This window comes from Rhodococcus sp. HNM0563, from assembly GCF_012726195.1.
Lineage (GTDB): Bacteria > Actinomycetota > Actinomycetes > Mycobacteriales > Mycobacteriaceae > Rhodococcus.
Genome location: NZ_JAASAF010000001.1, coordinates 488,118 through 513,069, shown reverse-complemented (window position 1 = coordinate 513,069; position 24,952 = coordinate 488,118). Strand labels below are relative to the sequence as shown.

At 65.7% G+C, this 24,952-nt stretch carries 25 protein-coding genes, 1 tRNA gene and 1 other RNA gene; 14 read left to right on the top strand and 13 right to left on the bottom strand.

The window, feature by feature from the left end; all coding sequences use genetic code 11:
- Window positions 1-1,551 carry an alpha/beta hydrolase gene (locus HCA61_RS02500; protein WP_169686306.1) on the bottom strand — a complete coding sequence of 517 codons (1,551 nt, stop codon included), beginning with the start codon at window positions 1,549-1,551 and terminating at the stop codon, window positions 1-3.
- 173 nt (window positions 1,552-1,724) lie between these two features.
- Between HCA61_RS02500 and panB the strand changes: the two genes are divergently transcribed.
- The 3 genes from panB (at window position 1,725) to pip (ending at window position 4,179) form a co-directional block, all read left to right on the top strand.
- On the top strand, window positions 1,725-2,576 hold the full coding sequence (gene panB, locus HCA61_RS02495; RefSeq protein WP_169686304.1) for a 3-methyl-2-oxobutanoate hydroxymethyltransferase: 852 nt from the start codon (window positions 1,725-1,727) through the stop codon (window positions 2,574-2,576).
- 217 nt (window positions 2,577-2,793) lie between these two features.
- Window positions 2,794-3,213, top strand: coding sequence for a hypothetical protein (locus HCA61_RS02490; RefSeq protein ID WP_169686302.1), 420 nt, complete (start codon window positions 2,794-2,796; stop codon window positions 3,211-3,213).
- A gap of 3 nt (window positions 3,214-3,216) precedes the next feature.
- Window positions 3,217-4,179 (top strand): prolyl aminopeptidase, encoded by a 963-nt coding sequence (gene pip / locus HCA61_RS02485; RefSeq protein ID WP_169686300.1) that lies wholly within the window; start codon window positions 3,217-3,219, stop codon window positions 4,177-4,179.
- Window positions 4,180-4,186: 7 nt separating this feature from the next.
- On the opposite strand, the gene HCA61_RS02480 is transcribed toward pip, so the two are convergent.
- The 4 genes from HCA61_RS02480 to rnpB all read right to left on the bottom strand — a co-directional run bounded on the left by HCA61_RS02480 (window position 4,187) and on the right by rnpB (window position 7,085).
- Window positions 4,187-4,792, bottom strand: a complete 606-nt coding sequence (locus HCA61_RS02480) for a CHAP domain-containing protein (RefSeq protein ID WP_169686298.1) — start codon at window positions 4,790-4,792, stop codon at window positions 4,187-4,189.
- On the bottom strand, window positions 4,789-6,207 hold the full coding sequence (locus HCA61_RS02475) for an RNB domain-containing ribonuclease (protein ID WP_169686296.1): 1,419 nt from the start codon (window positions 6,205-6,207) through the stop codon (window positions 4,789-4,791). The genes HCA61_RS02480 and HCA61_RS02475 overlap by 4 nt, the downstream gene beginning before the upstream one ends.
- A 46-nt stretch (window positions 6,208-6,253) precedes the next feature.
- The gene (locus HCA61_RS02470; protein WP_054807486.1) at window positions 6,254-6,433 is read right to left on the bottom strand and encodes a hypothetical protein; all 180 of its coding nucleotides are present in this window, start codon (window positions 6,431-6,433) and stop codon (window positions 6,254-6,256) included.
- 231 nt (window positions 6,434-6,664) lie between these two features.
- Window positions 6,665-7,085: RNase P RNA component class A (gene rnpB, locus HCA61_RS02465), an RNA gene on the bottom strand.
- A gap of 57 nt (window positions 7,086-7,142) precedes the next feature.
- Between rnpB and HCA61_RS02460 the strand changes: the two genes are divergently transcribed.
- Entirely contained in the window at window positions 7,143-7,664 is a 522-nt protein-coding gene (locus tag HCA61_RS02460; RefSeq protein ID WP_169686294.1) for a DUF1697 domain-containing protein, read from the top strand.
- Window positions 7,665-7,671: 7 nt separating this feature from the next.
- On the opposite strand, the gene HCA61_RS02455 is transcribed toward HCA61_RS02460, so the two are convergent.
- From HCA61_RS02455 to HCA61_RS02440, 4 genes are all read right to left on the bottom strand, one after another.
- Window positions 7,672-8,187 (bottom strand): hypothetical protein, encoded by a 516-nt coding sequence (locus HCA61_RS02455; RefSeq protein ID WP_169686292.1) that lies wholly within the window; start codon window positions 8,185-8,187, stop codon window positions 7,672-7,674.
- A 257-nt stretch (window positions 8,188-8,444) separates the two neighbouring features.
- Window positions 8,445-9,563 carry a bifunctional RNase H/acid phosphatase gene (locus HCA61_RS02450; protein ID WP_206039494.1) on the bottom strand — a complete coding sequence of 373 codons (1,119 nt, stop codon included), beginning with the start codon at window positions 9,561-9,563 and terminating at the stop codon, window positions 8,445-8,447.
- On the bottom strand, window positions 9,521-10,258 hold the full coding sequence (locus HCA61_RS02445; RefSeq protein WP_169686288.1) for a C4-type zinc ribbon domain-containing protein: 738 nt from the start codon (window positions 10,256-10,258) through the stop codon (window positions 9,521-9,523). The genes HCA61_RS02450 and HCA61_RS02445 overlap by 43 nt, the downstream gene beginning before the upstream one ends.
- 93 nt (window positions 10,259-10,351) lie before the next feature.
- Window positions 10,352-11,491, bottom strand: a complete 1,140-nt coding sequence (locus HCA61_RS02440; RefSeq protein ID WP_169686286.1) for a Nif3-like dinuclear metal center hexameric protein — start codon at window positions 11,489-11,491, stop codon at window positions 10,352-10,354.
- A 93-nt stretch (window positions 11,492-11,584) separates the two neighbouring features.
- On the opposite strand from HCA61_RS02440, the gene HCA61_RS02435 reads away from it, so the two are divergent.
- The 3 genes from HCA61_RS02435 (at window position 11,585) to HCA61_RS02425 (ending at window position 13,764) form a co-directional block, all read left to right on the top strand.
- Window positions 11,585-12,283 (top strand): HAD hydrolase-like protein, encoded by a 699-nt coding sequence (locus HCA61_RS02435; protein WP_169686283.1) that lies wholly within the window; start codon window positions 11,585-11,587, stop codon window positions 12,281-12,283.
- Between the two features lie 168 nt (window positions 12,284-12,451).
- A complete protein-coding gene (locus HCA61_RS02430; protein ID WP_169686281.1) occupies window positions 12,452-13,336 on the top strand; it encodes an SURF1 family protein in 885 nt (294 codons plus the stop codon).
- 53 nt (window positions 13,337-13,389) lie between these two features.
- Window positions 13,390-13,764, top strand: a complete 375-nt coding sequence (locus HCA61_RS02425; protein ID WP_169686850.1) for a DUF5655 domain-containing protein — start codon at window positions 13,390-13,392, stop codon at window positions 13,762-13,764.
- Between the two features lie 36 nt (window positions 13,765-13,800).
- On the opposite strand, the gene HCA61_RS02420 is transcribed toward HCA61_RS02425, so the two are convergent.
- On the bottom strand, window positions 13,801-14,535 hold the full coding sequence (locus tag HCA61_RS02420) for a TetR/AcrR family transcriptional regulator (RefSeq protein WP_206039492.1): 735 nt from the start codon (window positions 14,533-14,535) through the stop codon (window positions 13,801-13,803).
- Between the two features lie 106 nt (window positions 14,536-14,641).
- On the opposite strand from HCA61_RS02420, the gene HCA61_RS02415 reads away from it, so the two are divergent.
- Both HCA61_RS02415 and HCA61_RS02410 read left to right on the top strand, forming a co-directional pair.
- The gene (locus HCA61_RS02415; RefSeq protein ID WP_169686277.1) at window positions 14,642-15,607 is read left to right on the top strand and encodes an ATP-binding cassette domain-containing protein; all 966 of its coding nucleotides are present in this window, start codon (window positions 14,642-14,644) and stop codon (window positions 15,605-15,607) included.
- Window positions 15,604-16,464 carry an ABC transporter permease gene (locus HCA61_RS02410; RefSeq protein WP_169686274.1) on the top strand — a complete coding sequence of 287 codons (861 nt, stop codon included), beginning with the start codon at window positions 15,604-15,606 and terminating at the stop codon, window positions 16,462-16,464. Before HCA61_RS02415 ends, HCA61_RS02410 begins: the two co-directional genes overlap by 4 nt.
- Before the next feature lie 56 nt (window positions 16,465-16,520).
- Here HCA61_RS02410 and HCA61_RS02405 read toward each other — a convergent pair.
- From HCA61_RS02405 to HCA61_RS02395, 3 genes are all read right to left on the bottom strand, one after another.
- Window positions 16,521-16,595 (bottom strand) — tRNA-Val (locus HCA61_RS02405).
- A gap of 33 nt (window positions 16,596-16,628) precedes the next feature.
- Window positions 16,629-17,093, bottom strand: a complete 465-nt coding sequence (locus HCA61_RS02400; RefSeq protein WP_169686849.1) for a peroxiredoxin — start codon at window positions 17,091-17,093, stop codon at window positions 16,629-16,631.
- 35 nt (window positions 17,094-17,128) lie between these two features.
- Entirely contained in the window at window positions 17,129-17,551 is a 423-nt protein-coding gene (locus tag HCA61_RS02395) for a DUF3052 domain-containing protein (protein ID WP_169686273.1), read from the bottom strand.
- A 335-nt stretch (window positions 17,552-17,886) separates the two neighbouring features.
- Here HCA61_RS02395 and aceE point away from each other — a divergent pair, with 335 nt between their 5' ends.
- The 5 genes from aceE (at window position 17,887) to HCA61_RS02370 (ending at window position 24,865) form a co-directional block, all read left to right on the top strand.
- Window positions 17,887-20,754 (top strand): pyruvate dehydrogenase (acetyl-transferring), homodimeric type, encoded by a 2,868-nt coding sequence (gene aceE, locus HCA61_RS02390; RefSeq protein ID WP_169686271.1) that lies wholly within the window; start codon window positions 17,887-17,889, stop codon window positions 20,752-20,754.
- Between the two features lie 133 nt (window positions 20,755-20,887).
- Window positions 20,888-22,138 (top strand): helix-turn-helix domain-containing protein, encoded by a 1,251-nt coding sequence (locus HCA61_RS02385; RefSeq protein WP_169686848.1) that lies wholly within the window; start codon window positions 20,888-20,890, stop codon window positions 22,136-22,138.
- Between the two features lie 128 nt (window positions 22,139-22,266).
- A complete protein-coding gene (locus HCA61_RS02380) occupies window positions 22,267-23,184 on the top strand; it encodes an ACP S-malonyltransferase (protein ID WP_169686269.1) in 918 nt (305 codons plus the stop codon).
- 152 nt (window positions 23,185-23,336) lie between these two features.
- Window positions 23,337-23,615: a meromycolate extension acyl carrier protein AcpM gene (acpM, locus tag HCA61_RS02375; RefSeq protein WP_169686267.1), complete on the top strand. Its 279-nt coding sequence runs from the start codon at window positions 23,337-23,339 to the stop codon at window positions 23,613-23,615.
- Window positions 23,612-24,865, top strand: a complete 1,254-nt coding sequence (locus HCA61_RS02370) for a KasA/KasB family beta-ketoacyl-ACP synthase (RefSeq protein ID WP_169686265.1) — start codon at window positions 23,612-23,614, stop codon at window positions 24,863-24,865. The genes acpM and HCA61_RS02370 overlap by 4 nt, the downstream gene beginning before the upstream one ends.
- The last annotated feature ends 87 nt before the right edge of the window (window positions 24,866-24,952 follow it).

Here is a 24,952-nt window from a genome sequence, read left to right as displayed (position 1 = left end):
TCAACAATGAGGATCGGTCTCGGGCACCTCGAGATCGATGAAGTACCTGGTCACAGCGTCGTCGACACAGGGATTTCCGTCCAGCACAACAGTGTGCTGGTTTCCGTCGAAGGTCACCAGCGCACCCCCGAGCTGACGCGCCAGGTCCGCCCCCGCCTGGTACGGCGTGGCGGGATCACCGGTCGTCGACACCACGAGGACCGGCGGGAGCCCCGGCACAACCGGGGTGTGCGGTTCCCCCGTGGCGGGGACAGGCCAGAACGCGCACACGTCGAGGGGCGCCTCACCGGTTCCGCGGCCATCGTCGAGGAACGGTGCCGCCAGCCGGAATCGCGTATCGAGTTCACCGGCGACCGCGCGTTCGGTGATCGGCTGGTCATCGACGCATCGGACGGCGTTGAACGCGTCGTTGATGTTGCTGTAGGTGCCGTCCTCCTCCCGCCCCTCGTACAGGTCGGCAAGGCGAAGCAGGGTGTCCCCGTTGCCGTCGGCGAGGGAGGCCAGGCCACCGCGCAGCGACCCCCACAGCGCGGACGAATACAGGCCCTGCTGCACTCCGGTGATCGCGTCGCGGTAGCTCAGGCCGCGCGGATCGGTGGTCTGGGCGGGCGTCTCGATCAAGGGGGCGACGAGCCCGCGGAACCGGGTCGATGCCTGCGCGGGATCGTTGCCCAGCGGACAGTCGCTGCGGGTCGCGCAGTCGGCCGCGAACTCGTCGAACGCCTTCTGGAACCCCTCGGCCTGCAGCACTATCTCCTCGACCGGGTCCTGTTCGGGGTCGATGGCGCCGTCCAGGACCATCGCGCGCACCCGGTCCGGGAAGGTTTCCGCATAGACGGTGCCGAGCCTGGTTCCGTACGAATATCCGAGGAAGTTCAGGGCGTCGTCGCCGAGCACCCCTCGAAGGACATCCATGTCACGCACCACGTCGGCGGTGCCGACATGGGCGAGCAGATCCTCTCCGGTGCGTTCGGCACACAGCTGCGCGTACTCGCGGTTGCGCTTCTCGGATGCCTCGATTCCTTCCGGACTTCGATCTCCATCGTCGATGGCGCGATCGGCGTCGGTCTCCGCGGCGGTGAAGCACCGGACCTGCGGATCGGACGAACCGATGCCGCGCGGATCGAATCCCACGATGTCGAACCGTCCGGCCAGTTCGGTCCCTGCCGCGGCGAGCACGGTGGACAGCCCCGAGGCGCCGGGCCCGCCGGGATTGACCAGAAGCGATCCGATCCGGTCGCCGTCCGCCTCGATCCGCGACACCGCCAGGGTCACCGTCTGTCCGTCCGGGGCGTCGTAGTCGAGCGGGACCGAGACCCGGCCGCATTGCGCACCGCTGCGAGCCAGAAGCGGACCGTCGATGCCGTAGCCACCGCAGTCGCCCCAGTCGACGCCCTGTCGATAGAACTGCGTCAGTTCCTCGGGCACCGCGACGGTCGACGGCTCGCGCTCGTCTGTCGCGGTGTCGGCACACCCTGCCAGCACCAGAGCGCTCACAGCGAGAAGGGCAGCGAACAGACGACGGGGGCGCACACGCGCGGAAACCGGCACCTGTGGATCGTGCCATGCCCGCTATCCGGCCTCGTGGGGTGATCACGTGGGTCCTCATGTGACCAACCCCACCGCCGCCGAGGGTTAGCTGTGGCCGAGCCCGGTGGCACACTGAGACTGTCATCACCCGCCCGGGGACCCTCAGAAGGGCCTCGAGGAAGAAAGAGACAACGATGTCGGAAAATATGACGTCCGTGTACGGAGGCGGCTCCGCCCCGGCAGACACTCCGAAGCGTAAGACGCGGGTCCACCATCTGCAGGCGATGAAGGCCGAAGGTGTCCGCTGGGCAGAGCTGACCGCGTACGACTACTCCACTGCCCGCATCTTCGAAGAAGCCGGGATCCCGGTGCTCCTGGTCGGCGATTCTGCGGCCAACGTCGTCTACGGCTACGACACCACGGTGCCGGTCACCGTCGGCGAGTTGCTTCCGCTGGTCCGCGGCGTCGTTCGCGGGGCTCCGCACGCACTCGTGATCGCCGACCTCCCGTTCGGTACCTATGAGGCATCTCCCGAGCAGGCTCTCGCCACCGCCATCCGGTTCATGAAGGAGGGGGGCGCACACGCCGTCAAACTCGAAGGCGGCGAACGCATTGCACCCCAGATCGCCGCGCTCACCGCGGCAGGCATTCCCGTGCAGGCCCACATCGGCTTCACCCCGCAATCCGTCAACACCCTCGGCGGATTCCGAGTACAGGGACGCGGCGACGGCGCCGAGCAACTCATCGCCGATGCCATCGCCGTCCAGGAAGCAGGCGCGTTCTCCGTCGTGATGGAGATGGTTCCCGCAGAACTCGCCGGCCAGGTCACTCGTAAGCTGACCATTCCCACCGTCGGCATCGGCGCCGGAAACGAATGCGATGCGCAGGTCCTCGTCTGGCAGGACATGGCCGGGTACACGAGCGGCAAGACCGCGAAGTTCGTGAAGCAGTTCGGGGCTGTCGGCGACGAATTGCGCAATGCCGCAGCACAATACGCCTCCGAGGTAGCCGGCGGGAGCTTCCCCGGCCCCGAGCACTCCTTCTGAGGTTCCTCCATCACCCGCGGCAGCGCAGGCTTCGACGATGCCGCGGTCGAATGCAGGTGACGAACACGTCGTGACAGACCCTCGGGTCGGGTGGACCCCCACCCGACCCGAGGCGTCCGCCCGCATCTCAGGTCCGAGAAAGGGCACTCGTCGGCGTTTCACGATTCGATGGCACACTCGACGGCGACCACGACCACCGAACCGCGAGGTGCCCCCTATGACCCGATTCCGACGCGTCCCCGTCGTTGCTACCGCAGCTGCAGCCATGATCGGCCTGCTCGGCGCGTGCGCCTCCGGAACCACCTCGGATCCGACGCCGTCGAACACCGCGGCGCCCTCCGTAGCGGAATCCACACAGGCACCGGGGGGCGTCACCGAAGCCCAGGCCGCCGACCTGTGCACCCGCATCGAGGGCCAGTTGCAGAGTTGGCGCACCTACACGCCTTCGGTCGGGAAGGGCGGCCTGAACATCCTCGTCGGTGAATGGGGCGCAGCGAACGGAATCGATCTGATTGCGCTTGCAGGCGATCGCGCACGCGTCGACACCATCACCACCGAGCAGTGCTCATCCGTGCGCGACGAGACGTTGACGGCCCTGCAGATTCCCGATCTTGCATCGGCCCTGGTCGGGTTCTAGGTAATGGCAAACCTACGCGAGCTCTACCCTCCGATCGCGCCGTACGACCACGGCTTTCTCGCCGTCGGCGACGACCAGGAGGTGTACTGGGAGGTCAGCGGAAATCCGGACGGTAAACCCGTCGTGTTCCTGCACGGCGGTCCGGGCGGCGGCACATCACCGCAGCAACGTCGATTCTTCGACCCTTCCGCCTACCGGATCGTGATGTTCGACCAGCGGGGCTGCGGCCGGTCGCGGCCGCACGTCGCCGATGGGGCCGACCTGTCCGTCAACACGACCGACCATCTGCTCGCCGACATCGAACGTCTACGCACATTCCTGTCCATCGAACGATGGATGGTCTTCGGTGGATCGTGGGGATCGACGCTCGCCCTGGCTTACGCACAGCGTCATCGCGACCGCGTGACCGAATTGGTGTTGCGCGGGATCTTCCTGCTGCGCCGCAGCGAGATCGACTGGTATTACAACGGTGGTGCCGGGGCGCTGTTCCCCGACCTGTGGGAAGCCTTCCTCGCACCCCTGGCAAGCAGCGAACCGGGGGCACACCCGGTCGACACCTATCACCGGCTGCTGCACTCCCCCGACCCGGACGTCGCGTTGCGCGCAGCGGTCGCGTGGTCGACATGGGAGGGCGGAACCAGTTCACTGCTACCGCAGCCCGACCACGTCGCAAACACCGCGGAACCCCGCTTCGCGCTCGCCTTCGCACGGATCGAGAACCACTACTTCTATCATCGCGGATTCCTCACCGAAGGACAGCTGCTGCGGGACGCGCATCTCCTGCACGGCATTCCGGGCGTGATCGTGCAGGGACGTTACGACGTGGTGTGCCCCGCGACGAGTGCATGGGACCTCCATCGCTCCTGGCCCGACTCGACGCTGCACATTGTCGACGACGCCGGACACTCCGCGTACGAACCCGGCATCACCCATCATCTTGTGGAAGCGACCGATCTGTTCCGATGAAACCCCGTCATTTCGGGAGCCGGCCGAATCCGACCACTGCCGAGTCGTCCGACCACTCGAGGGTGTGGACACGGATTCGGCCGAACTCGTTTCCGCCCACGGTGATCGCCTCGTCACCATCGACCGCGACGACGATGTTGGTGTGCTGCCCGAAGCCGGCGGTGTTCTCATACAGGACGACGTCGCCCACCTCGGGCCGATAGCCCGACTCCACTGGCTCGAAGCGATCCTGCTGTTCGTAGTACTCCTGCAGCGTGTACACACCGGGGATCCGCCAGTGTCCCGAGTGCGGATTCGACAGCGGCATACCGGCTTCCCGCATGATCCAGCTGACGAAGTCTGCACACCACTCCTCTTCGACACCTTCCGAGAAGAAGGTGCCGGGCCGCTGTGTCCGGTGCTCGACTTCGAGCAGATCCACGACCGCCACCTGTTCCGTCGACAACGAGGCGGTGTCGGTTGCGGGGAACGACGCGGTATCCCAGGGCAGATACCTGCTCGGTGCCCACCACCACACAACTGCCACGAACAACAGCACGACCGAGGCGACCACGGCAGCGATCATTCTCGTCGCTCGCCTGCCCCTACCCGCACTCCGGGTCTCGGTACTCATGTTCGGCCGGAATCGTAGGCGAACTTCACTTCGCGAGCGGCAGTGTCTGCCCGGATGAGACGGACCGTGATGCGTTCCCCTTCGCGTGGCCGCCCTTCACACGGCGCAATGACGGTTTCGGAAGCCACGAATACCTCGGCGTCGCGCCGGTCGGTGGCGCCTTCGAGCACGGTCGCCTCGAACTGCTCGCCCACCCGGGGTGAGAGCACGACGGCCTCGGTCAGGTCGATGCAGGCGCGCCCGATCTTCCCCGACAGGGAGTCCGACGCCGACATGATCTTCGGCAGCGCAGGAAGGGTATCGCGGACGTGCGACGGCACCGGTGTGCCTGCCGACACCGCCAGACACACCTCGGTCGTGTACCTGTCGGAGAGACGACGCAGCGGAGCGGTCACATGCGCATACGGCGCACCGATCGCACCGTGCAGACTCGACTCGGGCAGCGCACCGTCGAACGCCGTATACGACGCACCGCGCAACAGGGTCGGAGCCTCGCTCATGAGTACGAGCGTCGAGGGTTCGTTCGCGTCGAGGCTTGCGAGGAATGCGCCGACCGGCACATCATCGGGCCACGGCACCCCCAACGCGGATGCTTTTCTCCGAAGCGCCTCGACAACCTCCGCGTCCGCAGGCGGCAGCGTACGGAGCAGGCCGACCTTCGCGTCGAGCATGAGTTCGGCCGCGCACATTCCGGTCAGCAGCGACACCTGAGAGTTCCAGTCGTCGGCCTCTGTCCGAGGCTGCACCGTCAGCGTCCACCCGTCGCCGTGGGGAGCCACGTCCTGTTCGGGCAGGCGCAGTTCGATAGCTCCCCTGTCGAGTGCCGCCGCCGCGCGCAAACGCCCGAACTCGGGCAGCGCTGCGATGGACGGATGCAGTGTCCCGGCATCGAAGTCGCGTTGCACGCCTGCGTAGTCGAGTCGCGCGACGGATCGGACCGATGCACGGCGCACCGTGACTGCCACGGGCTCAGCGCGTTCGTCCGTCTCGATCCGCCACAGCACGGCGGGACGAACGGTGTCGGGGAGGAGGCTGGCCGTGCCCTCCGATAGTTCCCGCGGATGCAGCGGAACGGACCTGTCCGGTAGGTAGAACGTCTGGCCTCGGCGATGGGTTTCCGCTTCGAGCGCACCGCCGAGTTCGACGACGGCGTACACGTCGGCGATCGCATAGTGCAGGACGAAGCCCTCGGTCGTGCGTTCCAGGTGGAGCGCTTGATCCAAGTCCATCGACCCCGGTGGGTCGATGGTCACCAGAGGCAGATCGGTGCGGTCCTCACGATCGCCCCCGTACCGGTCCGTGCCGGCGCGGGCCTCCGCGAGCGCATCCACCGGATATCCGTCGTCGAGTCCGAATTCGGAACGTACTGAAGCGAAGTCGATCGCGGGTGCAACGACGAAGGGTGCTCTCACCACTGTTGTACTTCTCCTGCGCGCCGTAGCAGTCGTGCGTGCCGCTGAATCAGTTGTTCCATTCGTCGTCGGCCTTGTCGGCCGCTTTGGTTCGCTCGGCGGCAATCTGCAGAGCGCGCTCGGCGGTGTCCTTGTCCGGGTACGGACCCATGCGGTTGAGGGCACCCGGATCCTTGCCCTGGCTGACCTTGCCTGTGCTCACGTCGTAGTACCAGCCCTCATCGCTCATGGTTCAAGTGTGCCCGAACAGGGTCGACTTTTTGCCGCTACACGCGGTCCGGCGTGGCTGGTACGGTCGGCCCGACATCACAGACCGTCATCCATGAGGAGCCGCAGCACATGTCGTACATTCTCTTCGACACCCTTCTTCCGTACATCGGGCCGGAAGCTGCCTCGTACTGGGCACATCTGCTGGTCGTCGGCCCCTTGTGAGCGACAGATCACCATACGTGGGGCTGTGCGGACGAGTCGGCCTGTAAGCCGGATCCTGTCCCCCGTCGAAACAGGGTGACGACCATCCATCTGGACACACCGTTGCCGGGTGCCTCGAGCGGTCCACCCGCAGGCTCGGGCGAGCAGCCCTCGAACACCTGCGCAGCCGCACCGGTTCCCCGAGGGGTTCGGTGCGGCCTTCGACCTTGCTCCGGGCGGGGTTTACCTAGCCACCCCGGTCGCCCGGGGTGCTGGTGCGCTCTTACCGCACCGTTTCACCCTCACCTACCCCGGAGGGCAGGCAGTCTGTTCTCTGTGGCACTGTCCCGCGAGTCACCTCGGGTTGCCGTTAGCAACCGCCCTGCTCTGTGGAGTCCGGACTTTCCTCGATTCAGGGCCTGGCACCGTTCGGTGCCGGTTCCCTGCTCCGCGGTCGCCCGGCCGACTCATCCGCGCGAACAGAATAGCCCGCCGAACACCGCCGACGCGAACTACGGTCGGAAAGCATGACTCGATTTGTGGCGCTGCTGCGCGGGATCAATGTCGGTGGGGTCAGGATCAAGATGGCCGACCTGGGCGCGTTGTTCACCGACCTCGGTTTCGACAATGTCCGGACAGTCCTCGCTTCGGGAAATGTCCTGTTCGACGCGGACGGCACCGCTCCCGACCTGAAAGCGCGGATCGAACGTGCGCTCTCCGACACCTTCGCGTACGACGCGTACGTGTTCGTCCATCCTCAGTCGTACCTGGCTGCTGTTGTCGATGCGTACCCGTTCGACGAGAACATCGATGGCCGGCACGCGTATGCCGTGTTCGTAGCCGACGATTCGGTGCTCGACGAACTGGCGGGGATCGGCGCCACCTTGGATCCTGCGGTCGAACAGATCGCTGTCGGTGACGGCGTCGTCTATTGGGAAGTCGTGAAGGGTGAGACGATCGGTAGCGCCTTCGGAAAGAAGGTCGGCGCGTCACGATTCAAGACGGTGACCACCAACCGCAACCTTCGGACCGTGCGCAAACTGTTGTGACGTCGAGTCAGCGTGAGTTGTTGCTCCAGTGGTGGTATCGACGGTACTGCCCGTGATGGGCATGAGCGGACCACGGTTGCATACGCGGCGCGTACGGCTGCTGCTGAGGGTAGGGCGCAACCCAGGGCTGTTGGGCAGCGGGACGGTAATACGGAATCGGCTCCGGCACGGGCGCAGGTTCGGCGGGGAATCCGTAGATGCCCCGAGGATCACCGCTGAGGTACGCCTGATGCTGCGCATCAGCGCGAGCGACAATGGCCGCTTCCTCCCTGCGACGCTCATCTCGGGAACGACGACGGACTCCCGCGCCGATCACGGCCAGTACGAGAACGAGCAGCACCGTAGCCACCGCGGGTTCCTCCTGCGCGAACCCGACGAGCCACAGCACCCCCAAGGTGGTGAGAATCGGGTGGCGCCTCCACCAGGGCCGCCGATCCACGAAGAATTCCGGGGCAGGCGCGGCAGCGAACGACACCGCAGCAGCAGGATGCGGCCCATATGCGTCGATCCGGTATCCGCTCATCGCTGTTCCTCCCGGGGCTCGCGTGATGAACACATTTTTGCAGAATTCGTCCGCTTCCTGCCACAACGACGTCGTCACACCCCGGCCCGAGGACCGACGACAAAGATTCTCGGAAAAGTGTGTAACAAGTCGAGCGGGTTCCCGATAGACCTCATGAGTGGCCGCGCAGGCACACCCCCGACATGCCTGCGCGGCCACTTTTCGGCTCTCGGGTGGGCCGGCCCTGGAGAACCCCGGCTTTCAGGCCCGGCGCGACGTCACAGGTACGACGTGTCGTTGACCAAGCGCACCGACGATCCACCGTCCGGATAGAACTCCGCGATGCTCAACGACGCCAGATCCAGATGTAGGCGGTACAACAGCGACGGACCGGAATCCAGTGCGAACTGCAGCAGCGTCTTGATCGGTGTCACGTGCGAGACCACGAGCACGGTCGAGCCCGGATGCTCTGCCGTCAGGTCTGCCCGGACGCCCGCGATGCGTATGCGCACGTCATCGAAGCTCTCACCCCCCGGCGGCCGTACCGAGGTGTCGGAGAGCCACTTCTCATGCACATCGACGTCGCGCTCGGCTGCTTCCGCGAAGGTGAGCCCCTCCCACTCGCCGAAGTCCGTCTCGATCAGGCCGTCGTGCACGGTCACCGGGAGATTCAACGCGGCGGCGGCAGCAGCAGCTGTCTCGCGTGCCCGTCCGAGCGGCGACGACACCACTGCGGAGATGTCACCACGGCCCGCGAGCATGCGCGCGGCCGCCGACGCCTGGCCGCGACCCAGTTCAGTGAGCTCAGGATTCCCGCGCCCCGAGTAGCGGCGTTCCACCGACAGCGGGGTCTGGCCGTGGCGTAGAAGCAGCATCCGGGTCGGAGCGCCGGTCGCACCGGTCCATCCGGGCGCCTTCGGCACCTCGACCTTGTCCGTACCCGTGTCCGGGATCGCGGCGGCGTCCATGGCTTCGTTCGCGAGCCGGTCGGCGTAACCGTTCTCCGCGCGGGGTATCCAGGTGTAGTTCACATGCGAGAACTTCGACGCCAAGGCCTGCACCTGCGCCGCAAGCGGGATCATGTCGGGATGCTTGACCTTCCAGCGACCCGACATCTGTTCGACGACCAGCTTCGAATCCATCCGCACATCGACTTCGTCGGCACCGAGCTCGGCCGCTGCGGTCAGCCCCGCGATCAATCCTCGGTACTCCGCGACGTTGTTGGTGGCGCGTCCGATGCTCGCCTTGCGTTCGGCCAGCACGGTCCGGTGCTCGGAGTCGAAGACGACGGCACCGTAGCCTGCCGGTCCAGGATTTCCGCGCGAACCGCCGTCGGCCTCGACAACGACCCGACTCACAGACCCGATTCCTTGGTACGCACCATGATCGCGTTGCATTCCGGGCAGTGGACGACCGCGTCGGCCGGTGCGGCAGTGATGCGGGCGATCTCGCCGCGGTCCAGTTCGATTCGGCACGCGCCGCACCGGCGGGCCTGCAGCAGTGCCGCGCCGATTCCCGACCGCTCACGCTGCTTCTCGTAGACGGCAACCAACTCCGCGGGCAACGAGCCGACCAGCGTGTCGCGATCATTTCGGCACCGGTCTTCGGCAACCTCGATGTCGGCGAGAGCCTCGTCCCGAGCGCGCGTCGCGTCGCCGAGCTGCTCGTCGATCTGCGACACCTGCGCGCCGGCGTGATCATGATCGGCCTTCGACGCCTCGCGCCGTTCCATGATCTCGAGCTGGTCGTCCTCGAGTGCGGCCTGGCGGCGTTCGAGGCTACCGAGCTCGTGCTGCAGCTCGGTCAGCTGCTTCGAGCCGATGGTGCCGCCTTCGAGCAGGTTGCGGTCGCGCTGCGCGCGCTGGCGTACGGCCTCGATCTCGCCTTCGACCTTGCGGATGTCGCGGTCGAGGTCGTCGATCACGATCTCGACGGCAACGGCCGCGTCCTTCCGGGACGCCCGCTCGGCCTGGAGCCGATCCACTTCCTGCTGTTCCGGCAGGGTGCGGCGACGGTGCGCGAGACGGTTGAGCTCGTTGTCCACTGAGGCGATGGAAAGGAGCCTTGCCTGCACTGCGGGTTCGACGTTCACTCGGGTGGTTCCTGCTTTCGGGTTCTCGACTCGGGAGTTGGCCGTACGACGGCACTGGTCGCGGCCGGACCGCGACGACGGTCTCGTAGCTGATTACCGTACCGCGCGGGCTGCTGTCGTCCAGGGGTCGGTGCGCAGGTCGGTGACTCGGGAGTGCCACCCGTCGCGATCACCGAATGCTTCGTCGAGGATCGCGCTCGCTTGCGCACACCACGGCTGTTCGCTGGCCCAGTGCGCGACGTCGACGAGAGCGGGACCACCGGTTCGCAAGTGCTCGTCCGCGGGGTGATGTCTCAGGTCGGCCGTCACATATGCATCGACGCCGAGTGCAGAAACCCGACCGAGGAACGAGTCGCCGGACCCGCCGCACACTGCCACCGTCCGGATCGGACGCTCGGGATCGCCCGCGCCGCGTACACCCCACTCGGTGGGTGGGAGCGCCGCGGCGACCGTCTCGGTGAACTCGCGCAGTGTCTGAGTCCGAGGCAACTCCCCCACCCGGCCAAGACCACGGTTGCTCGGCAGTTCGGCGAGCTCGAACACGTCGAACGCGGGCTCCTCATAGGGGTGGGCGCTGCGAAGCGCCGCCAGCACCGCGGTGCGGGCTCGACGAGGGGCGATCACCTCGATGCGGTCCTCGGTGACCTGCTCGAGTTCACCGACCGCTCCGATCGCCGGATCGGCACCGTCGACAGGACGGAATTGGCCGGTCCCCGACGTCGTCCAGCAGCATTGCCGGTAGTTGCCCAGGGCGCCGGCACCGGCCTCGAACAACGCGTCACGCACGGTGGCGGATGCCTCGGCGGGCACCATCACCACCCACTTGTCGCTGGCCGGTTCCGGCTTGGGCTCGATCGGCCTCAAATCGGTCAGTCCGAGCGCGTTCGCCAACGCGTCGGATACGCCCGGGTCTGCGCGGTCAGCGTTGGTGTGCGCGGTGAACAGTGCGCAGCCGCCCCGTATCAACCGGTGGATGAGCGCTCCCTTGGATGTGTGCACCCCGACGGTGTCGACACCGCGGAGCAACAGCGGATGGTGCACAAGCAGCAGGTCGGCACCCCATTCGAGAGCTTGGTCGACGACGGCGGCGGTAGCGTCGACGGCGAGTAACACCTTGCTGACCGGGTCGTCGGGATCACCCGCGACCAGACCCACGGAGTCCCACGACTCCGCCAACGACGGCGGATACGCCGTGTCGAGCACCTTGATCACCTCACGAAGCGTGGCCGTCACGAATCCTCCTGCACTCGGTCGCGCTACTCACAGTTCCGATCTCCGCCGACGACCCTACGCTGAGGTTCTCCGGCGACCGGGGACAATGTCGGGGTGACTCTTCTCGTCGATCCGCACCCGCTGACGCTGCCTGCCCCGGTCGTCCTGTTCGATCTCGACGGCACCCTGACCGATTCCGCGACGGGCGTGATCAACGGCTTCCTCCATGCAGCCGCGGTCGTCGGTTTCGGGGTGCCCGACGGCAACCTCGAGTGGCTCCTCGGCCCTCCGATGCGCGACACGTTGCGCTCCTTCGGCCTCGGCGACGACGAGGTCGAGCGTGGGTTGACGGCATACCGCGAGTACTACACGGACACAGGTTGGTCCGAAAACGCCCTGTTCGACGGCGTCGGCACGATGCTCGCCGCCGTCCGCGATACCGGAACTCGCCTCGCCGTGGCGACATCGAAGAACGAGTCCGCCGCTGTGCGGATTCTCGAGCATTTCGGGATCGCGGATCATTTCGAGTTCATCGGAGGAGCGAGCGAAGACGGTGTCCGGCGCGCGAAGGCCGACGTTGTCGCGCACAGCCTCGCCGCGCTCGGCATCGAAGCCGTCGACGCCGCGCACGGCGGTACGTCCGATGTCGTGATGGTCGGCGACCGCGAACACGACATCCACGGAGCCGGCCGGTTCGGTATTCCCACCCTCTTCGTCGAGTGGGGCTACGGCACCGGGTCCGAAGGTGCCGTAGCAGCGAAGACCGTCGCCACCGTGGACGAACTCCAGCGCCTCCTGACCGGCGGGCGATGATCCAGCGGAAGCGAGCGTCGGCTCCGACGGCACTCGGCTGCCCGACCCGTAGTACGGACGGATCGGACGCATTCGAGCAGGTACGGGATGAGATCGAAGTGTGTGTACCGGGCCTGCTCGAACGGGTGCGACAGCAGTGAGATACGCATCACGGTCTACCGTGGACGTGTGCGCCGACTGTCGTTTCTCCTCCGCCCGAGCTGGCTGGTCCTCGCTCTGGTAGTGGTTGGTTTCGCCTATGCATGCTTCACTGTGCTGGCGCCGTGGCAGCTCGGCAAGAACACGAGCACCGAGGCGCGCAACGACCGCATCGCGGAGTCGGTGTCGCAGGACCCGCTCCCCGTGGACGACCTGTTCGGCAACGGCGGAGCAACGACCGACACCGAATGGCGACGAGTGATCGCCGACGGCAGCTATCTTCCGGATTCGGATGTCCTGGTGCGGCTGCGGAGCACCGAGTCGAAGCCCGCCTACGAGGTGCTCACCCCGTTCGTACTCGACGACGGGAACACCATCCTCGTCGACCGGGGCTATGTGCGTCCGGTCGAGGGCACTGCAGTGCCCGAGATTCTCGCTGCTCCGACCGGGCCGGTCACTCTCGAAGCCAGAATCCGCATGTCGGAGGGCACGGTCGAAGGTAAGGACCCGTTCACCGACGCCGGTTACTTGCAGGTCTACTTCATCGACTCCGGCCAGATCGCCGAGGCTTCCGGACTCGATCTCGCGGACGGCTACCTTCAGCTCGATCCGGAGCAGCCCGGTGTCCTCGAGGCGAAGGCACTGCCTCAGCTCGATGCCGGCCCATACCTGTCCTACGGATTGCAGTGGCTCGCATTCGGCATCATGGCGCCCCTCGGGCTCGCATACTTCGTCTGGGCAGAGATTCGGGAACGCCGCAAGGCCAAGGCGCGCAACTCCGATGAGGTCATCTCGTCGGAGCCGAAGCCCACCTCGAACAAGGCCACGATCGTGCGTTCCGGTTCGGTACGTTCCACCTCGACAGCTCGTACCACCAGCGACAAGCTGGCCGACCGCTATGGCGGACGCAGGTGACCACGCACTACGACATGTCTCTGCCCGGTGTTTCACCGAACGAGGAGTTCCCGATGTACTCGACCGTCGACGACTACCTGGCCGACAAGGACCCTGTGGCCGTCGATGCGTTCCGCAAGTTCCGCGCCCTCGTCCTCGCACTCGGCGACGACGTCGAGGAGACGGTGCACACCTCTGAGATCTCGTGGGCTCGGGCGTCCTCGTCGAAGCCGAGGGGGTTCGCTGCCGCATTCCTGTACGCAACCCGTCTCGAGGTGGCCCTGGATCTCTCCCGGCGCGTCCACCACCCGACGTTGCGTGAGGCGTACCCCACGACGGGCAGGGTCACCACTCATCGCTTGAGTCTCGCGTCGGCGGACGACCTGGACGACGCATTCTGCGCCCTGCTGGCCGAGGCATACAACGCCGCCACGACGACCGCCGGCTAGTTTCGGACGGTCCGGTGCGCCGGGCATCCTCCGCTGTTACGGTCGCCTCAGCCGCGTCTCGAGTCCGTTCAGGATCAACTCGAGCCCGAATTCGAAGTTCTCCTCCCAGGTGGAATCGAACGTGTCGTCGGACAGGTCTGCCATTTCGGGGAATCGCCCAGAACTCATCACTCGATTCAAAGTGGGCAGCTGGTAGGTCCAGAACTCGTCGTCCGACATTCCCGACTCCGACGAGGCGTTGAGCCACAGGAGTTCCTGCCGCACGGCGCCGGTGACGTAGGAGTCGATCGCTGTCGCAAGGTTCATCCTCTCCTGGTCACTCAAGGACAAGTTCTTCACTCCGGCGAAGAAGAGATTCAGGTCCGCGACACTGTTGGGTCCCAATACCGGCCGGCTCCAGTTCGCTTGCAGCGCCCACGGGTGAGTGAGGTAGAGCTTCCGTGCCTCGCGGGCGGTTGTGACCAAGAACTCCCGCCACCCCCGCTCAGCGGCAGCCCTCCTGGCTTGCGAAGGACCGACCACTGCATCGAGCATCAGGTCCAGCAGTTCCGCCTTCGCGGGCACGTAGCGGTACAGCGACATGGTGCCCACGCCGAGCTTCTGCGCCAGGTTCCGCATCGACAACGCGTCGATCCCGTCGGCGTCCGCGAGTTCGATACCTGCGGTGACGATCTGCCCCAGCGTGAGCCTGGACTTCGGACCCTTCGCCCGCTCAGGAAGGCCTTGCCACAGCAGTTGAAGGCTCCTGGCCAGCGGATTCCGATCGGTCACGAACACTCCTCGCGTTGAACCCTTGCTTACTGCGCACACCGTACGCTACCGTGCTGCGTGCATCGTATGGCGTACTCCGTACGCAACAACGAGGGGAGATGCAGAGATGAGTTCAGGACCGGCCGTCGAGGCCACCGGCCTGATCAAGCGGTACAAAGACAAGGTCGCGCTCGACGGAGTCGACCTCCTCGTACCCCGCGGAACCGTCCACGGTCTACTCGGACCCAATGGCGCGGGAAAGACCACAGCGGTGCGAATCCTGGCCACGCTGACCGACCCCGACGGCGGTACCGCCAGCGTGGCGGGATTCGACGTCGCGAACCAGCCCCGTGAAGTCCGCCGCAGAATCGGGTTGACAGGCCAGCAGACCGCCGTGGACGACCTGATGACGGCGCGCCAGAACCTCACCATGTTCGGCAGACTCTTCCGGCTCGGAAAGACGGACGCTCAGCGCCGCGCCGACGAACTGCTGGAGGTCTTCGGCCTCAGCGACGCCGCCGGCCGATCCCCCAAGAAGTTCTCCGGTGGCATGCGCCGCCGACTCGACCTCGCAGCCTCGATGATCCTGGCCCCCCAGGTCCTGTTCCTCGACGAACCGACCACCGGCCTCGACCCCGCGGGACGCCGGGAGGTGTGGGAGGCAGTGCGGAACCTGGCGGACGCGGGCACGACCGTGCTGCTGACCACCCACTATCTGGATGAGGCCGACAAGCTGTGCGACCGGATCAGTGTGATCGACCGGGGTCGAAACTTCATCGAGGACACCCCCGCCGGGCTGAAACGGCAGATCGGGGACGAAAGGCTGGAACTGGTCGCCCACGACCCCATCGAACTGGCCAGAGCCGCCACGGTCGTCGTCCGCGTCCTCGACGCCGAGCCGGACGTGGAAGAGGCCGAGGCGCGCCTGAGCATCCCCGTGCCGGACGGCGTGGCAGCGCTGACATCAGTGGCTGCCGCCATCCGAGCCGAAGACATCGACATCGCCGACATCGGACTGCGCCGCCCGACTCTCGACGAGGCATTCCTGTACCTGACCTCCGCCGCGAAGAACACTCTCGAGGAGACGCGATGACCACAACGACACACTCGCTCGCCGAAACCTCAGCTGCGGAGACCATCGGTTCACGGCTGATCTGGGCCGCACGCGACTGCTGGACCATTGTGCTCCAAGAATTCACGCACCTGATCCGTCAGCCCAGCACGTTTGCCTGGCAAATCGGCTTCCCGGTGGTGATGGTGCTGATGTTCGTCTACGTTTTCGGGTCGGCGATGGACGTCACCGGCGAGGGCGCCGGTGAAGGCTATGTGGATTTCGCCATGCCCGGAATGTTTGCCATGACGATGGCTCTGGGGTTCATGGACACCGCGTATGCGGTGACCCACAACAAGGAGAAGGGCTTCATGGATCGATTCCGGTCGATGCCGATGTCCCCTTCCGCGCCGGTGACCGGGCGTGCAGTGTCCGATGTCATCCGAGCGGCCCTGGACCTGGTGATCATCGCCGGGGTGGCTTTGCTGATCGGCTGGCGATCGGGCGGCAGTCTCGGGGCAACGCTGCTGGCCTTCGTGCTGCTGCTCTGGTTGAGACTGGCATTGATACTCGTGGGCATCTACCTGGGGCTATGCATCACCAATACCGAAACCGCTGGAATGCTCTTCGCAGTGGCGTTTCCCTTGGGATTCATCTCGTCGGTCTTCACGCCTCCGGAAATGATGCCCGGCTGGCTGGGCGCGATCGCGGCGTGGAATCCCGTGTCGTCGACGGCGACGGCAATCCGTGAACTGTTCCAGACCCCGGGGATCGACTACCTGGACCCGGCTTACTGGATCGACGGCCACGCTCTGCCTGCGGCCTTCATCTGGCCTGTGGTGATCATGTTGATCTTCGGGCCGTTGGCGGTCCGCCAGTTCAAGGCACTGAGCAGGTAGATCACCGAAAAAGGGTGCCTCACGGTTTCCCGGAAGCGCCCCTCCCCCGCACTGACTGGTGGGCGCGGAGGGTTTCGAACCCCCGACCGCTGGTGTGTAAAACCAGAGCTCTACCACTGAGCTACACGCCCGAAAATCGGCAACCGGAGGCTGCCGATTTCACATCAGGACTTTAGCGCGGCGAGCGCCCGGACCCAAGCCTGCTGGTCACGGGGCTCTCCGGGGCCGTTCTCCTCCGCGAATTGCACGATTCCGGCCTTGTCGATCACGAACGTTCCACGGTTCGCGAAGCCGAGCTTGTCGTTGAACACGCCGTACGCCTGGGCCACCTCACCGTGCGGCCAGAAATCCGACAGCAGCGGGAAGGTGTAACCCTGCTCCGCCGACCAGATCTTGTGGGTCGGAGACGCACCCACCGACACAGCGAGGATCGCGGTGTCGTCGTTCTCGAACGTCGGCAGGTCGTCGCGCACCGCGCACAGTTCGCCCTGGCACACGCCGGTGAACGCGAGCGGGTAGAACACCAGCAGTACGTTCTTGACGCCCCGGAAGCTCGACAGCGTCACTTCCTGGTTGTTCTGGTCCTTGAGTGTGAAATCGGGCGCCTCGGCGCCCACGGCGATCGCCATGGGGATGGTGTCCTTCATTCGGAGGTAGTGGCGGCTCAGCGGCGCGGACGGCCGGTCTTCGGCTGCACCAGCCGACTACCGATCCAATCGCCGAGATTGGTCGCCGAGGTCTGAGTCAGGCCTGCGGTAGTCGCCGACTCGGCGATCTCACTGGGCTCGACATGATCGGGACGACCCGTCTTCGGGGTCAGAACCCACACGACACCGTCCTCGGCGAGAGGGCTCACGACGTCCATGAGAGCGTCCACGAGATCACCGTCGCTTTCCCGCCACCACAACAGCACGGTGTCGACGACCTCGTCGGAGTCCTCGTCGAGCAGCTCCGTGCCGGTGACCTCTTCGATCGCTGCACGCAACTCGTCGTCGGTATCCTCGTCCCAGCCAAGTTCTTGCACCACGTGGTCGTGCTTGATACCGAGCTTCGAAACGTAGTTCTTGGCATCCGCCGCGGCGACCACGGTGGTTCCTCCTCAAGGTTGTGGTCGCGGAGGTTTCCGCAGACCGATGTGACGTGCGATTGATCAAAGCGAACATGGTCGGGCGCCTGAACGCAACCCGAAACGCTGCGATTTTCGAGAGAATCTTCGAGAACGACGCTACGCGCACTCTTCCGAATGCATACATCCAGCCGCAATCCTGGCCCGATCTGCCGGGCCGCATCGTGCCCGACCCGGCACGATGGGGGAAGATGAGGGGTGCATCATGTTCAGATGTCGATGAGTCGGCCCCCACAAGGGCCGGCCTACGGAGTGGGCGCTACACCTGCGCGCCCCACCACGATGAGGAGCTGACGTTGACAGACCTGATCCACGGACCCGATTCCCGTGCGAACGCCACACCAGACGTTTCGGGTACGGGCCCCTCGACCGACACCCCAGCCCCCACCACGGGCAACCGGGTTCGGGTCATCCGCGAGGGCGTGGCTTCCTACCTGCCGGATATCGATCCGGCGGAAACCGCCGAGTGGCTCGAGTCGTTCGACGGCATGCTCGAAGCGGCCGGGCCCTCCCGAGCCCGCTACCTGATGTTGCGCATGCTCGAGCGCGCCGGTGAGCGCCACGTGTCGATTCCGGCGTTGACCTCGACCGACTATGTCAACACCATTCCCACCGAGAGCGAACCGTGGTTCCCCGGTGACGAAGAGGTCGAGCGCCGATTCCGCGCCTACATCCGCTGGAACGCCGCGATCATGGTGACCCGCGCGCAGCGGCCCGGGATCGGGGTCGGTGGCCATATCTCCACCTACGCCTCGTCCGCTGCCCTGTACGAGGTCGGGTTCAACCACTTCTTCCGCGGTAAGGATCACCCCGGTGGTGGCGACCAGATCTTCATCCAGGGCCACGCCTCACCCGGCATCTACGCTCGCGCCTTCCTCGAGGGTCGCATACCCGCGGAGCAGATGGACGGATTCCGTCAGGAACACAGCCACCTGGCCAAGGGCGGCGCACTGCCGTCGTATCCGCACCCGCGACTTCTCCCCGACTTCTGGGAGTTCCCGACGGTGTCGATGGGCCTCGGCCCGATGAACGCCATCTACCAGGCACGTTTCAACCATTACCTGGAAGATCGCGGCATCAAGGACACCTCGCAGCAACACGTGTGGGCGTTCCTCGGCGACGGCGAGATGGACGAACCCGAATCGCGCGGCCTCGCACATGTCGCCGCCACCGAGGGCCTCGACAACCTGACCTTCGTCATCAACTGCAACCTGCAGCGTCTCGACGGTCCGGTCCGCGGCAACGGCAAGATCATCCAGGAACTGGAATCGTTCTTCCGCGGCGCCGGCTGGAATGTCATCAAGGTGGTGTGGGGTCGCGAGTGGGACGCGTTGCTGCACGCCGACAAGGACGGCGCGCTCGTCAATCTGATGAACGTCACCCCGGACGGCGACTACCAGACCTACAAGGCCAACGACGGCGCGTTCGTCCGCGAGCACTTCTTCGGACGCGACCCTCGCACCAAGGAACTGGTCAAGCATCTCACCGACCAGCAGATCTGGAACCTCAAGCGCGGCGGGCACGATTACCGCAAGATCCACGCTGCGTACAAGGCCGCGATGGAGCACAAGGGCCAGCCGACGGTCATCCTTGCCCACACGATCAAGGGGTACACGCTCGGTAAGCACTTCGAGGGTCGTAATGCGACCCACCAGATGAAGAAGCTCACTCTCGAAGACCTCAAGTACTTCCGCGACGTCCAGCGGATTCCGATCTCCGACGCGGAGCTCGAGAAGGATCCGAAGGCGCCGCCGTACTACCACCCCGGTTTCGACGCACCCGAGATCCAGTACATGCTCGAGCGTCGCCGGAATCTCGGCGGCTTCCTTCCCGAGCGCCGCACGAAGGCAGCGCCGCTGAAGCTGCCCGAGGAGAAGACGTACGACGTGGTCCGGAAGGGCTCGGGCAAGCAAGAGGTCGCCACCACCATGGCGGTCGTGCGCGTGCTCAAGGAGCTGCTCCGCGACAAGGAGATCGGCAAGCGCATCGTGCCGATCATCCCGGACGAGGCCCGCACGTTCGGCATGGACTCGTGGTTCCCCTCGCTGAAGATCTACAACCGCAACGGCCAGCTGTACACCTCGGTCGACGCGGAACTGATGCTCGCCTACAAGGAGAGCGAGGTCGGTCAGATCCTTCATGAGGGCATCAACGAGGCCGGTTCGACGGCGTCGTTCACCGCGGTCGGTACTTCGTACGCAACGCACGGCGAGCCGATGATCCCCGTGTACATCTTCTATTCGATGTTCGGCTTCCAGCGCACCGGCGACGGCCTGTGGGCAGCAGCCGACCAGATGGCACGCGGTTTCGTGCTCGGTGCCACCGCAGGACGCACCACCTTGACCGGTGAAGGCCTCCAGCACGCAGACGGGCACTCTCTGCTGCTCGCCTCCACCAATCCGGCGGCTGTCACGTACGACCCGGCGTTCTCCTACGAGATCGCCCACATCGTGCGCGATGGTCTGCGTCGCATGTACGGCGGCACGAAGGCCGCGGACGGAACGCTCGAGCCGGGCTTCGGCGGCGAGAACATCTTCTACTACATCACCATCTACAACGAGCCGTACACACAGCCGGCAGAGCCCGAGAACCTCGACGTCGAGGGCCTGCTCAAAGGCATCTACCTGTACCAGCGTGGTGCAGCGTCGGGTCCGAAGGCGCAGATCCTGACCTCCGGCGTGATCATGCCCGAGGCGCTGCGCGCCCAGCAGATGCTCGCCGAGGAGTGGGGCGTCTCGGCCGACGTGTGGTCGGTGACGTCGTGGGGCGAGCTTCGCCGCGAAGGTATCGAGTGCGACCGTCAGGCCCTGCTCGAACCCGGTAAGGATCCTGCCGTCCCGTACGTGCAGCGGGTCCTCAACGACGCGGCAGGCCCGTTCGTGGCGGTGTCCGACTGGATGCGTGCAGTCCCGGACCAGATCCGTCAGTGGGTACCGGGCGACTACACCGTGCTCGGGGCCGACGGGTTCGGCTTCTCCGATACCCGCCCGGCAGCGCGCCGAGTGTTCAACATCGACGCGGAGTCGACGGTCGTCGCGGTACTCGCAGCGCTCGGCCGCGAGGGTGCAATCGATCCGGCTCGGGCGGTCGAGGCAGCGGCAAAGTACGGGATCGACGATGTCGCAGCCGCTCCCACCCCGACGTCGGATCCGGGCGTCGCCTGACGCTCACGCGGTTGCGCTAGTCTCGCGCATCGGTGAACCTGCCCGGGCCCCGTCCGGGTAGGTTCTTCGCATGGTCGACGAGCCGGAACCGCGCCGAACGATGCGCGCATCGGGTGTCCCCGCGGGACGCCCGATGCCGCCGGAGCGCCCCGAGCGCGCTCCGCTGCCCGATGCTCTGTTGCGGCGCGTCAAGCAGTTTTCGGGGCGGATGTCCACCGAGGCCGTGCACGTCATGCAGGAACAGTTGCCGTTCTTCGCGGACCTCGATGCTTCGCAACGTTCGAACGTTCAGCTGATCATCCAGACATCGGTCGTGGATTTCCTCGAATGGGTGCGCGACCCCGAGAGCGACATCTCGTTCAGTCTCGACGCATTCCAGGCAATTCCGCAGGATCTGGCGCGCAGGCTCACCTTCCGTCAGACCGTCGACATGGTTCGCGCGGCGATGGAGTTCTTCGAGCAGTGGCTGCCCGCCTTGGCCCGGAACGAAGAACAGCTGATCGCGTTGACCGAGGCGATCCTCCGATACGGCCGTGAACTCGGATTCGCGGCCGCGTCGGTGTACGCGAGCGCTGCCGAGTCGCGGGGAGCCTGGGACACCCGCCTCGAGGCGCTCGTGGTGGACGCAGTCGTTCGTGGCGACACGGGATCCGACATGCAGTCCCGTGCCGCCACGCTCAACTGGGACGCAACCGCGCCCGCGACCGTGCTCATCGGTTCACCCCCGCCCGAAGAGGGGGTGTCCGCTGTAACCACGGTGCACACGATCGCGCGCGCACACGGCCGCGCGGCATTGGCAGTAGTCCAGGGCGAACATCTGGTGATGGTGGTCAGCGGGGAGCTACACGGCAGCCCCGAGGCCGTCGCATTCCGGGACGAGCTCATGTACAGCTTCTCCGGCGATCCCGTCGTCATCGGCCCGACAACACCGTCGCTCGCGTCGGCGCACGCGTCGGCGGTCGAGGCGATGGCGGGGATGGAGGCGGTCGTCGGCTGGCCTGGTGCTCCGCGTCCGGTGCACGCAACCGAGTTGCTACCCGAACGCGCGCTCCTGGGCGACCCGGGAGCAATCACGGCGCTCGAAGACGAAGTCGTCGCACCGCTCGCGGCCGCCGGTTCGGCCCTCTCCGACACCTTGGACGCATACCTCGACAGCGGCGGTGCTGTCGAGTCCTGCTCCCGAAAGCTGTTTGTTCATCCAAATACCGTCCGGTACAGGTTGAGGCGAATCACCGAAGTAACGGGTCGGGACCCGACAAATCCGCGTGATGCATACGTGCTCCGAATCGCGGCAACCGTTGGTCGTCTGGCACAAAGCCATAACGAACTCCGATCCCCCACACCACCAGTCACTCGATTCACAATTCGCGAACAGGACACGTAACGGTTACGGGCAAGCTACCGATGGAGAACGCCGACGTGGGAATTTGTAGGAACCCTACAAATCCTGCTTCCACCTTTCATTCCCACCGACATCTCGGAAGAGCGCCTTCAGGGTGTTCTCTGATCATCGTGATTTCGCTGCTTTCCCCCGGTCAGGGGTCTCAGACACCAGGAATGCTTGCTCCGTGGTTGGAGCAGGCCGGTGCTCGCGATCGAATCGAGCTCTGGTCCAAGGCATCGGGGCTCGACCTCGAGCGTCTCGGCACCACCGCTACCGCCGAGGAGATCACAGACACCGCCGTCACCCAGCCACTGGTCGTCGCGACAGCACTGCTCGCGTTCGAGGCCTTGGAGGCACGCGGCGCGATCGCCGCAGACACCATCTCTGCCGGCCACTCGGTCGGTGAGCTCGCAGCAGCTGCCGTCGCAGGCGTCATCACCGCCGACGAAGCCGTCTCCCTCGCCGCGATCCGCGGCGCGGAAATGGCCAAGGCATGCGCGCTCGAGCCGACGGGGATGTCTGCAGTCCTCGGCGGCGCCGAGGACGAAGTGCTCGCCCGACTCGAAGAACTCGACCTGACACCCGCCAACATGAATGCGGCAGGACAGATCGTCGCTGCAGGACGCCTCGACGCGCTCGAGGAACTCGCAGCGAACCCGCCCGCGAAGGCGCGTATTCGGTCACTCCCCGTGGCCGGTGCCTTCCACACCCGTTTCATGGCTCCCGCGCAGGATGCAGTCACCGCGGCAGCAGCGAAGATCACACCGAGCGATCCGGTACGTCCGCTGTTGTCGAACTTCGACGGAGCTCTCGCCACCTCGGGATCCGATGCCCTCGAGCGAATTGCCGCGCAGGTCACCCGCCCGGTCCGCTGGGATCTGTGCACCGCGTACTTGAAGTCCGCTCAGGTCTCCGCGGTGGTGGAATTGCCGCCGGCCGGGACGTTGGTGGGCATCGCCAAACGCGAGATGCGTGGCACTCCCAACACCGCACTGAAGACCCCCGCCGACATCGACACGTTGGCCGAAACGCTGGTTCTCGGTTAGGTTGCTGCGCGCGCTGTGCACGCAACAAGGCAGCGCGCGCAACACCGCAGTACCAGCACTCGAAGACTCCCGGTACAACCCGGGCACCGGGCGGACGCCGTCCCCCCGGTTTCACACGACACAGTCGACAAACCCAAGAAGGGAGCCACGAAGTGGCCGCCACCCAGGAAGAAATCATCACCGGTCTCGCGGAGATCATCGAAGAGGTCACCGGTATTGAGCCCTCCGAGGTGACCATCGAGAAGTCCTTCGTCGACGATCTCGACATCGATTCGCTCTCCATGGTCGAGATCGCCGTCCAGACCGAGGACAAGTACGGCGTGAAGATCCCCGACGAGGACCTCGCAAGCCTGCGCACCGTCGGTGACGCTGTCTCGTACATCCAGAAGCTCGAGGCCGAGGGCGTTCAGGCCACCAACGACGGCGAATGAGCACAGCCGTGACCTCCCCTTCTCCTCGGACGCTACGAAACGTCGTCGTCACGGCTCTCGCGACCACGACGTCGATCGCAGGTGATGTGGATGCCACATGGAAGGGCCTCCTCGCCGGCGAGAGCGGGATCGGCACGCTCAGCGGGTTCGTCGACGACTTCGACCTTCCCGTCCGCATCGGCGGCACGCTGAAGGTCGACCCCGACGATTCACTGTCGCGGGTCGAGATCCGGCGGATGAGTTTCGTCGAACGGCTCGCGCTGACTCTGTCCCGCACGGTCTGGTCGAACGCCGGTAGCCCGGAGGTCGACCAGGACCGTCTCGGTGTCGTCATCGGCACCGGCCTCGGTGGCGGCGACGCACTCATCGACGCCGTCGACAAGCTCCGCGACGGCGGATACCGCAAGGTGTCCCCGTTCGTGGTGCAGATGGTCATGCCCAATGGCCCGTCGGCCACCGTGGGCCTCGAACTCGGTGCGCGTGCGGGAGTCCTTACCCCCGTCTCGGCATGCTCCTCGGGATCCGAGGCCATCGCGAACGCCCACCGGATGATCGCCATGGGCGACGCCGATATCGTCGTCACCGGCGGTGTCGAGGGACGACTCGATGCGGTAGCCACCGCCAGCTTCGCCATGATGCGCGCGCTGAGCACCCGCAACGACGACCCCCAGGGCGCCTCGCGGCCCTTCGACAAGGACCGCGACGGATTCGTCTTCGGCGAAGCCGGCGCACTGATGGTCCTCGAGTCGGAGGAGCACGCCAAGGCACGTGGCGCGACCATTCACGCTCGCGTCCTCGGCTCCGGAATCACGTCGGACGGGTTCCACATCGTGGCACCCGATCCGGAAGGTACGGGCGCAGCCCGTGCGATGACCCGTGCAATCGAGACCGCCGGGTTGTCCAAGTCCGACATCGGGCACGTCAACGCTCATGCGACGTCCACCCCGATCGGAGACATCGCCGAGGCCAAGGCCATCGGCGCTGCGGTGGGAAATCAAGCCGCAATCTACGCACCGAAGTCCGCACTCGGTCACTCGATCGGCGCTGTCGGTGCACTCGAGGCAGTACTCACGGTCCTGGCTCTGCGTGACGGAGTCATTCCTCCCACGCTCAATCTCGAAAACCAGGATCCAGATATCGACCTGGACGTAGTGCACGGTGAACCGCGCTACGGACAGATCGATTTCGCGCTGAACAACTCGTTCGGTTTCGGTGGGCACAACGTCGCTATCGCGTTCGGTCGGGCCTGACCCGACCGGCACAACGCCGCACATGCGGTGGAGGTTCCGTTTCGGAGCCTCCACCGCACCCACCCCTCACCGCGTTTCGCCCGAGGA

Bases quoted from the DNA above. Each gene is read 5' to 3' on its own strand.
- panB (WP_169686304.1), top strand. From the start codon at position 1,725: ATGTCGGAAAATATGACGTCCGTGTACGGAGGCGGCTCCGCCCCGGCA.
- HCA61_RS02490 (WP_169686302.1), top strand. From the start codon at position 2,794: ATGACCCGATTCCGACGCGTCCCCGTCGTTGCTACCGCAGCTGCAGCC.
- pip (WP_169686300.1), top strand. From the start codon at position 3,217: ATGGCAAACCTACGCGAGCTCTACCCTCCGATCGCGCCGTACGACCAC.
- HCA61_RS02480 (WP_169686298.1), bottom strand. From the start codon at position 4,792: ATGAGTACCGAGACCCGGAGTGCGGGTAGGGGCAGGCGAGCGACGAGA.
- HCA61_RS02470 (WP_054807486.1), bottom strand. From the start codon at position 6,433: ATGAGCGATGAGGGCTGGTACTACGACGTGAGCACAGGCAAGGTCAGC.
- HCA61_RS02460 (WP_169686294.1), top strand. From the start codon at position 7,143: ATGACTCGATTTGTGGCGCTGCTGCGCGGGATCAATGTCGGTGGGGTC.
- HCA61_RS02455 (WP_169686292.1), bottom strand. From the start codon at position 8,187: ATGAGCGGATACCGGATCGACGCATATGGGCCGCATCCTGCTGCTGCG.
- HCA61_RS02450 (WP_206039494.1), bottom strand. From the start codon at position 9,563: ATGCAACGCGATCATGGTGCGTACCAAGGAATCGGGTCTGTGAGTCGG.
- HCA61_RS02425 (WP_169686850.1), top strand. From the start codon at position 13,390: ATGTACTCGACCGTCGACGACTACCTGGCCGACAAGGACCCTGTGGCC.
- HCA61_RS02415 (WP_169686277.1), top strand. From the start codon at position 14,642: ATGAGTTCAGGACCGGCCGTCGAGGCCACCGGCCTGATCAAGCGGTAC.
- HCA61_RS02410 (WP_169686274.1), top strand. From the start codon at position 15,604: ATGACCACAACGACACACTCGCTCGCCGAAACCTCAGCTGCGGAGACC.
- HCA61_RS02400 (WP_169686849.1), bottom strand. From the start codon at position 17,093: ATGGCGATCGCCGTGGGCGCCGAGGCGCCCGATTTCACACTCAAGGAC.
- HCA61_RS02385 (WP_169686848.1), top strand. From the start codon at position 20,888: ATGCCGCCGGAGCGCCCCGAGCGCGCTCCGCTGCCCGATGCTCTGTTG.
- HCA61_RS02370 (WP_169686265.1), top strand. From the start codon at position 23,612: ATGAGCACAGCCGTGACCTCCCCTTCTCCTCGGACGCTACGAAACGTC.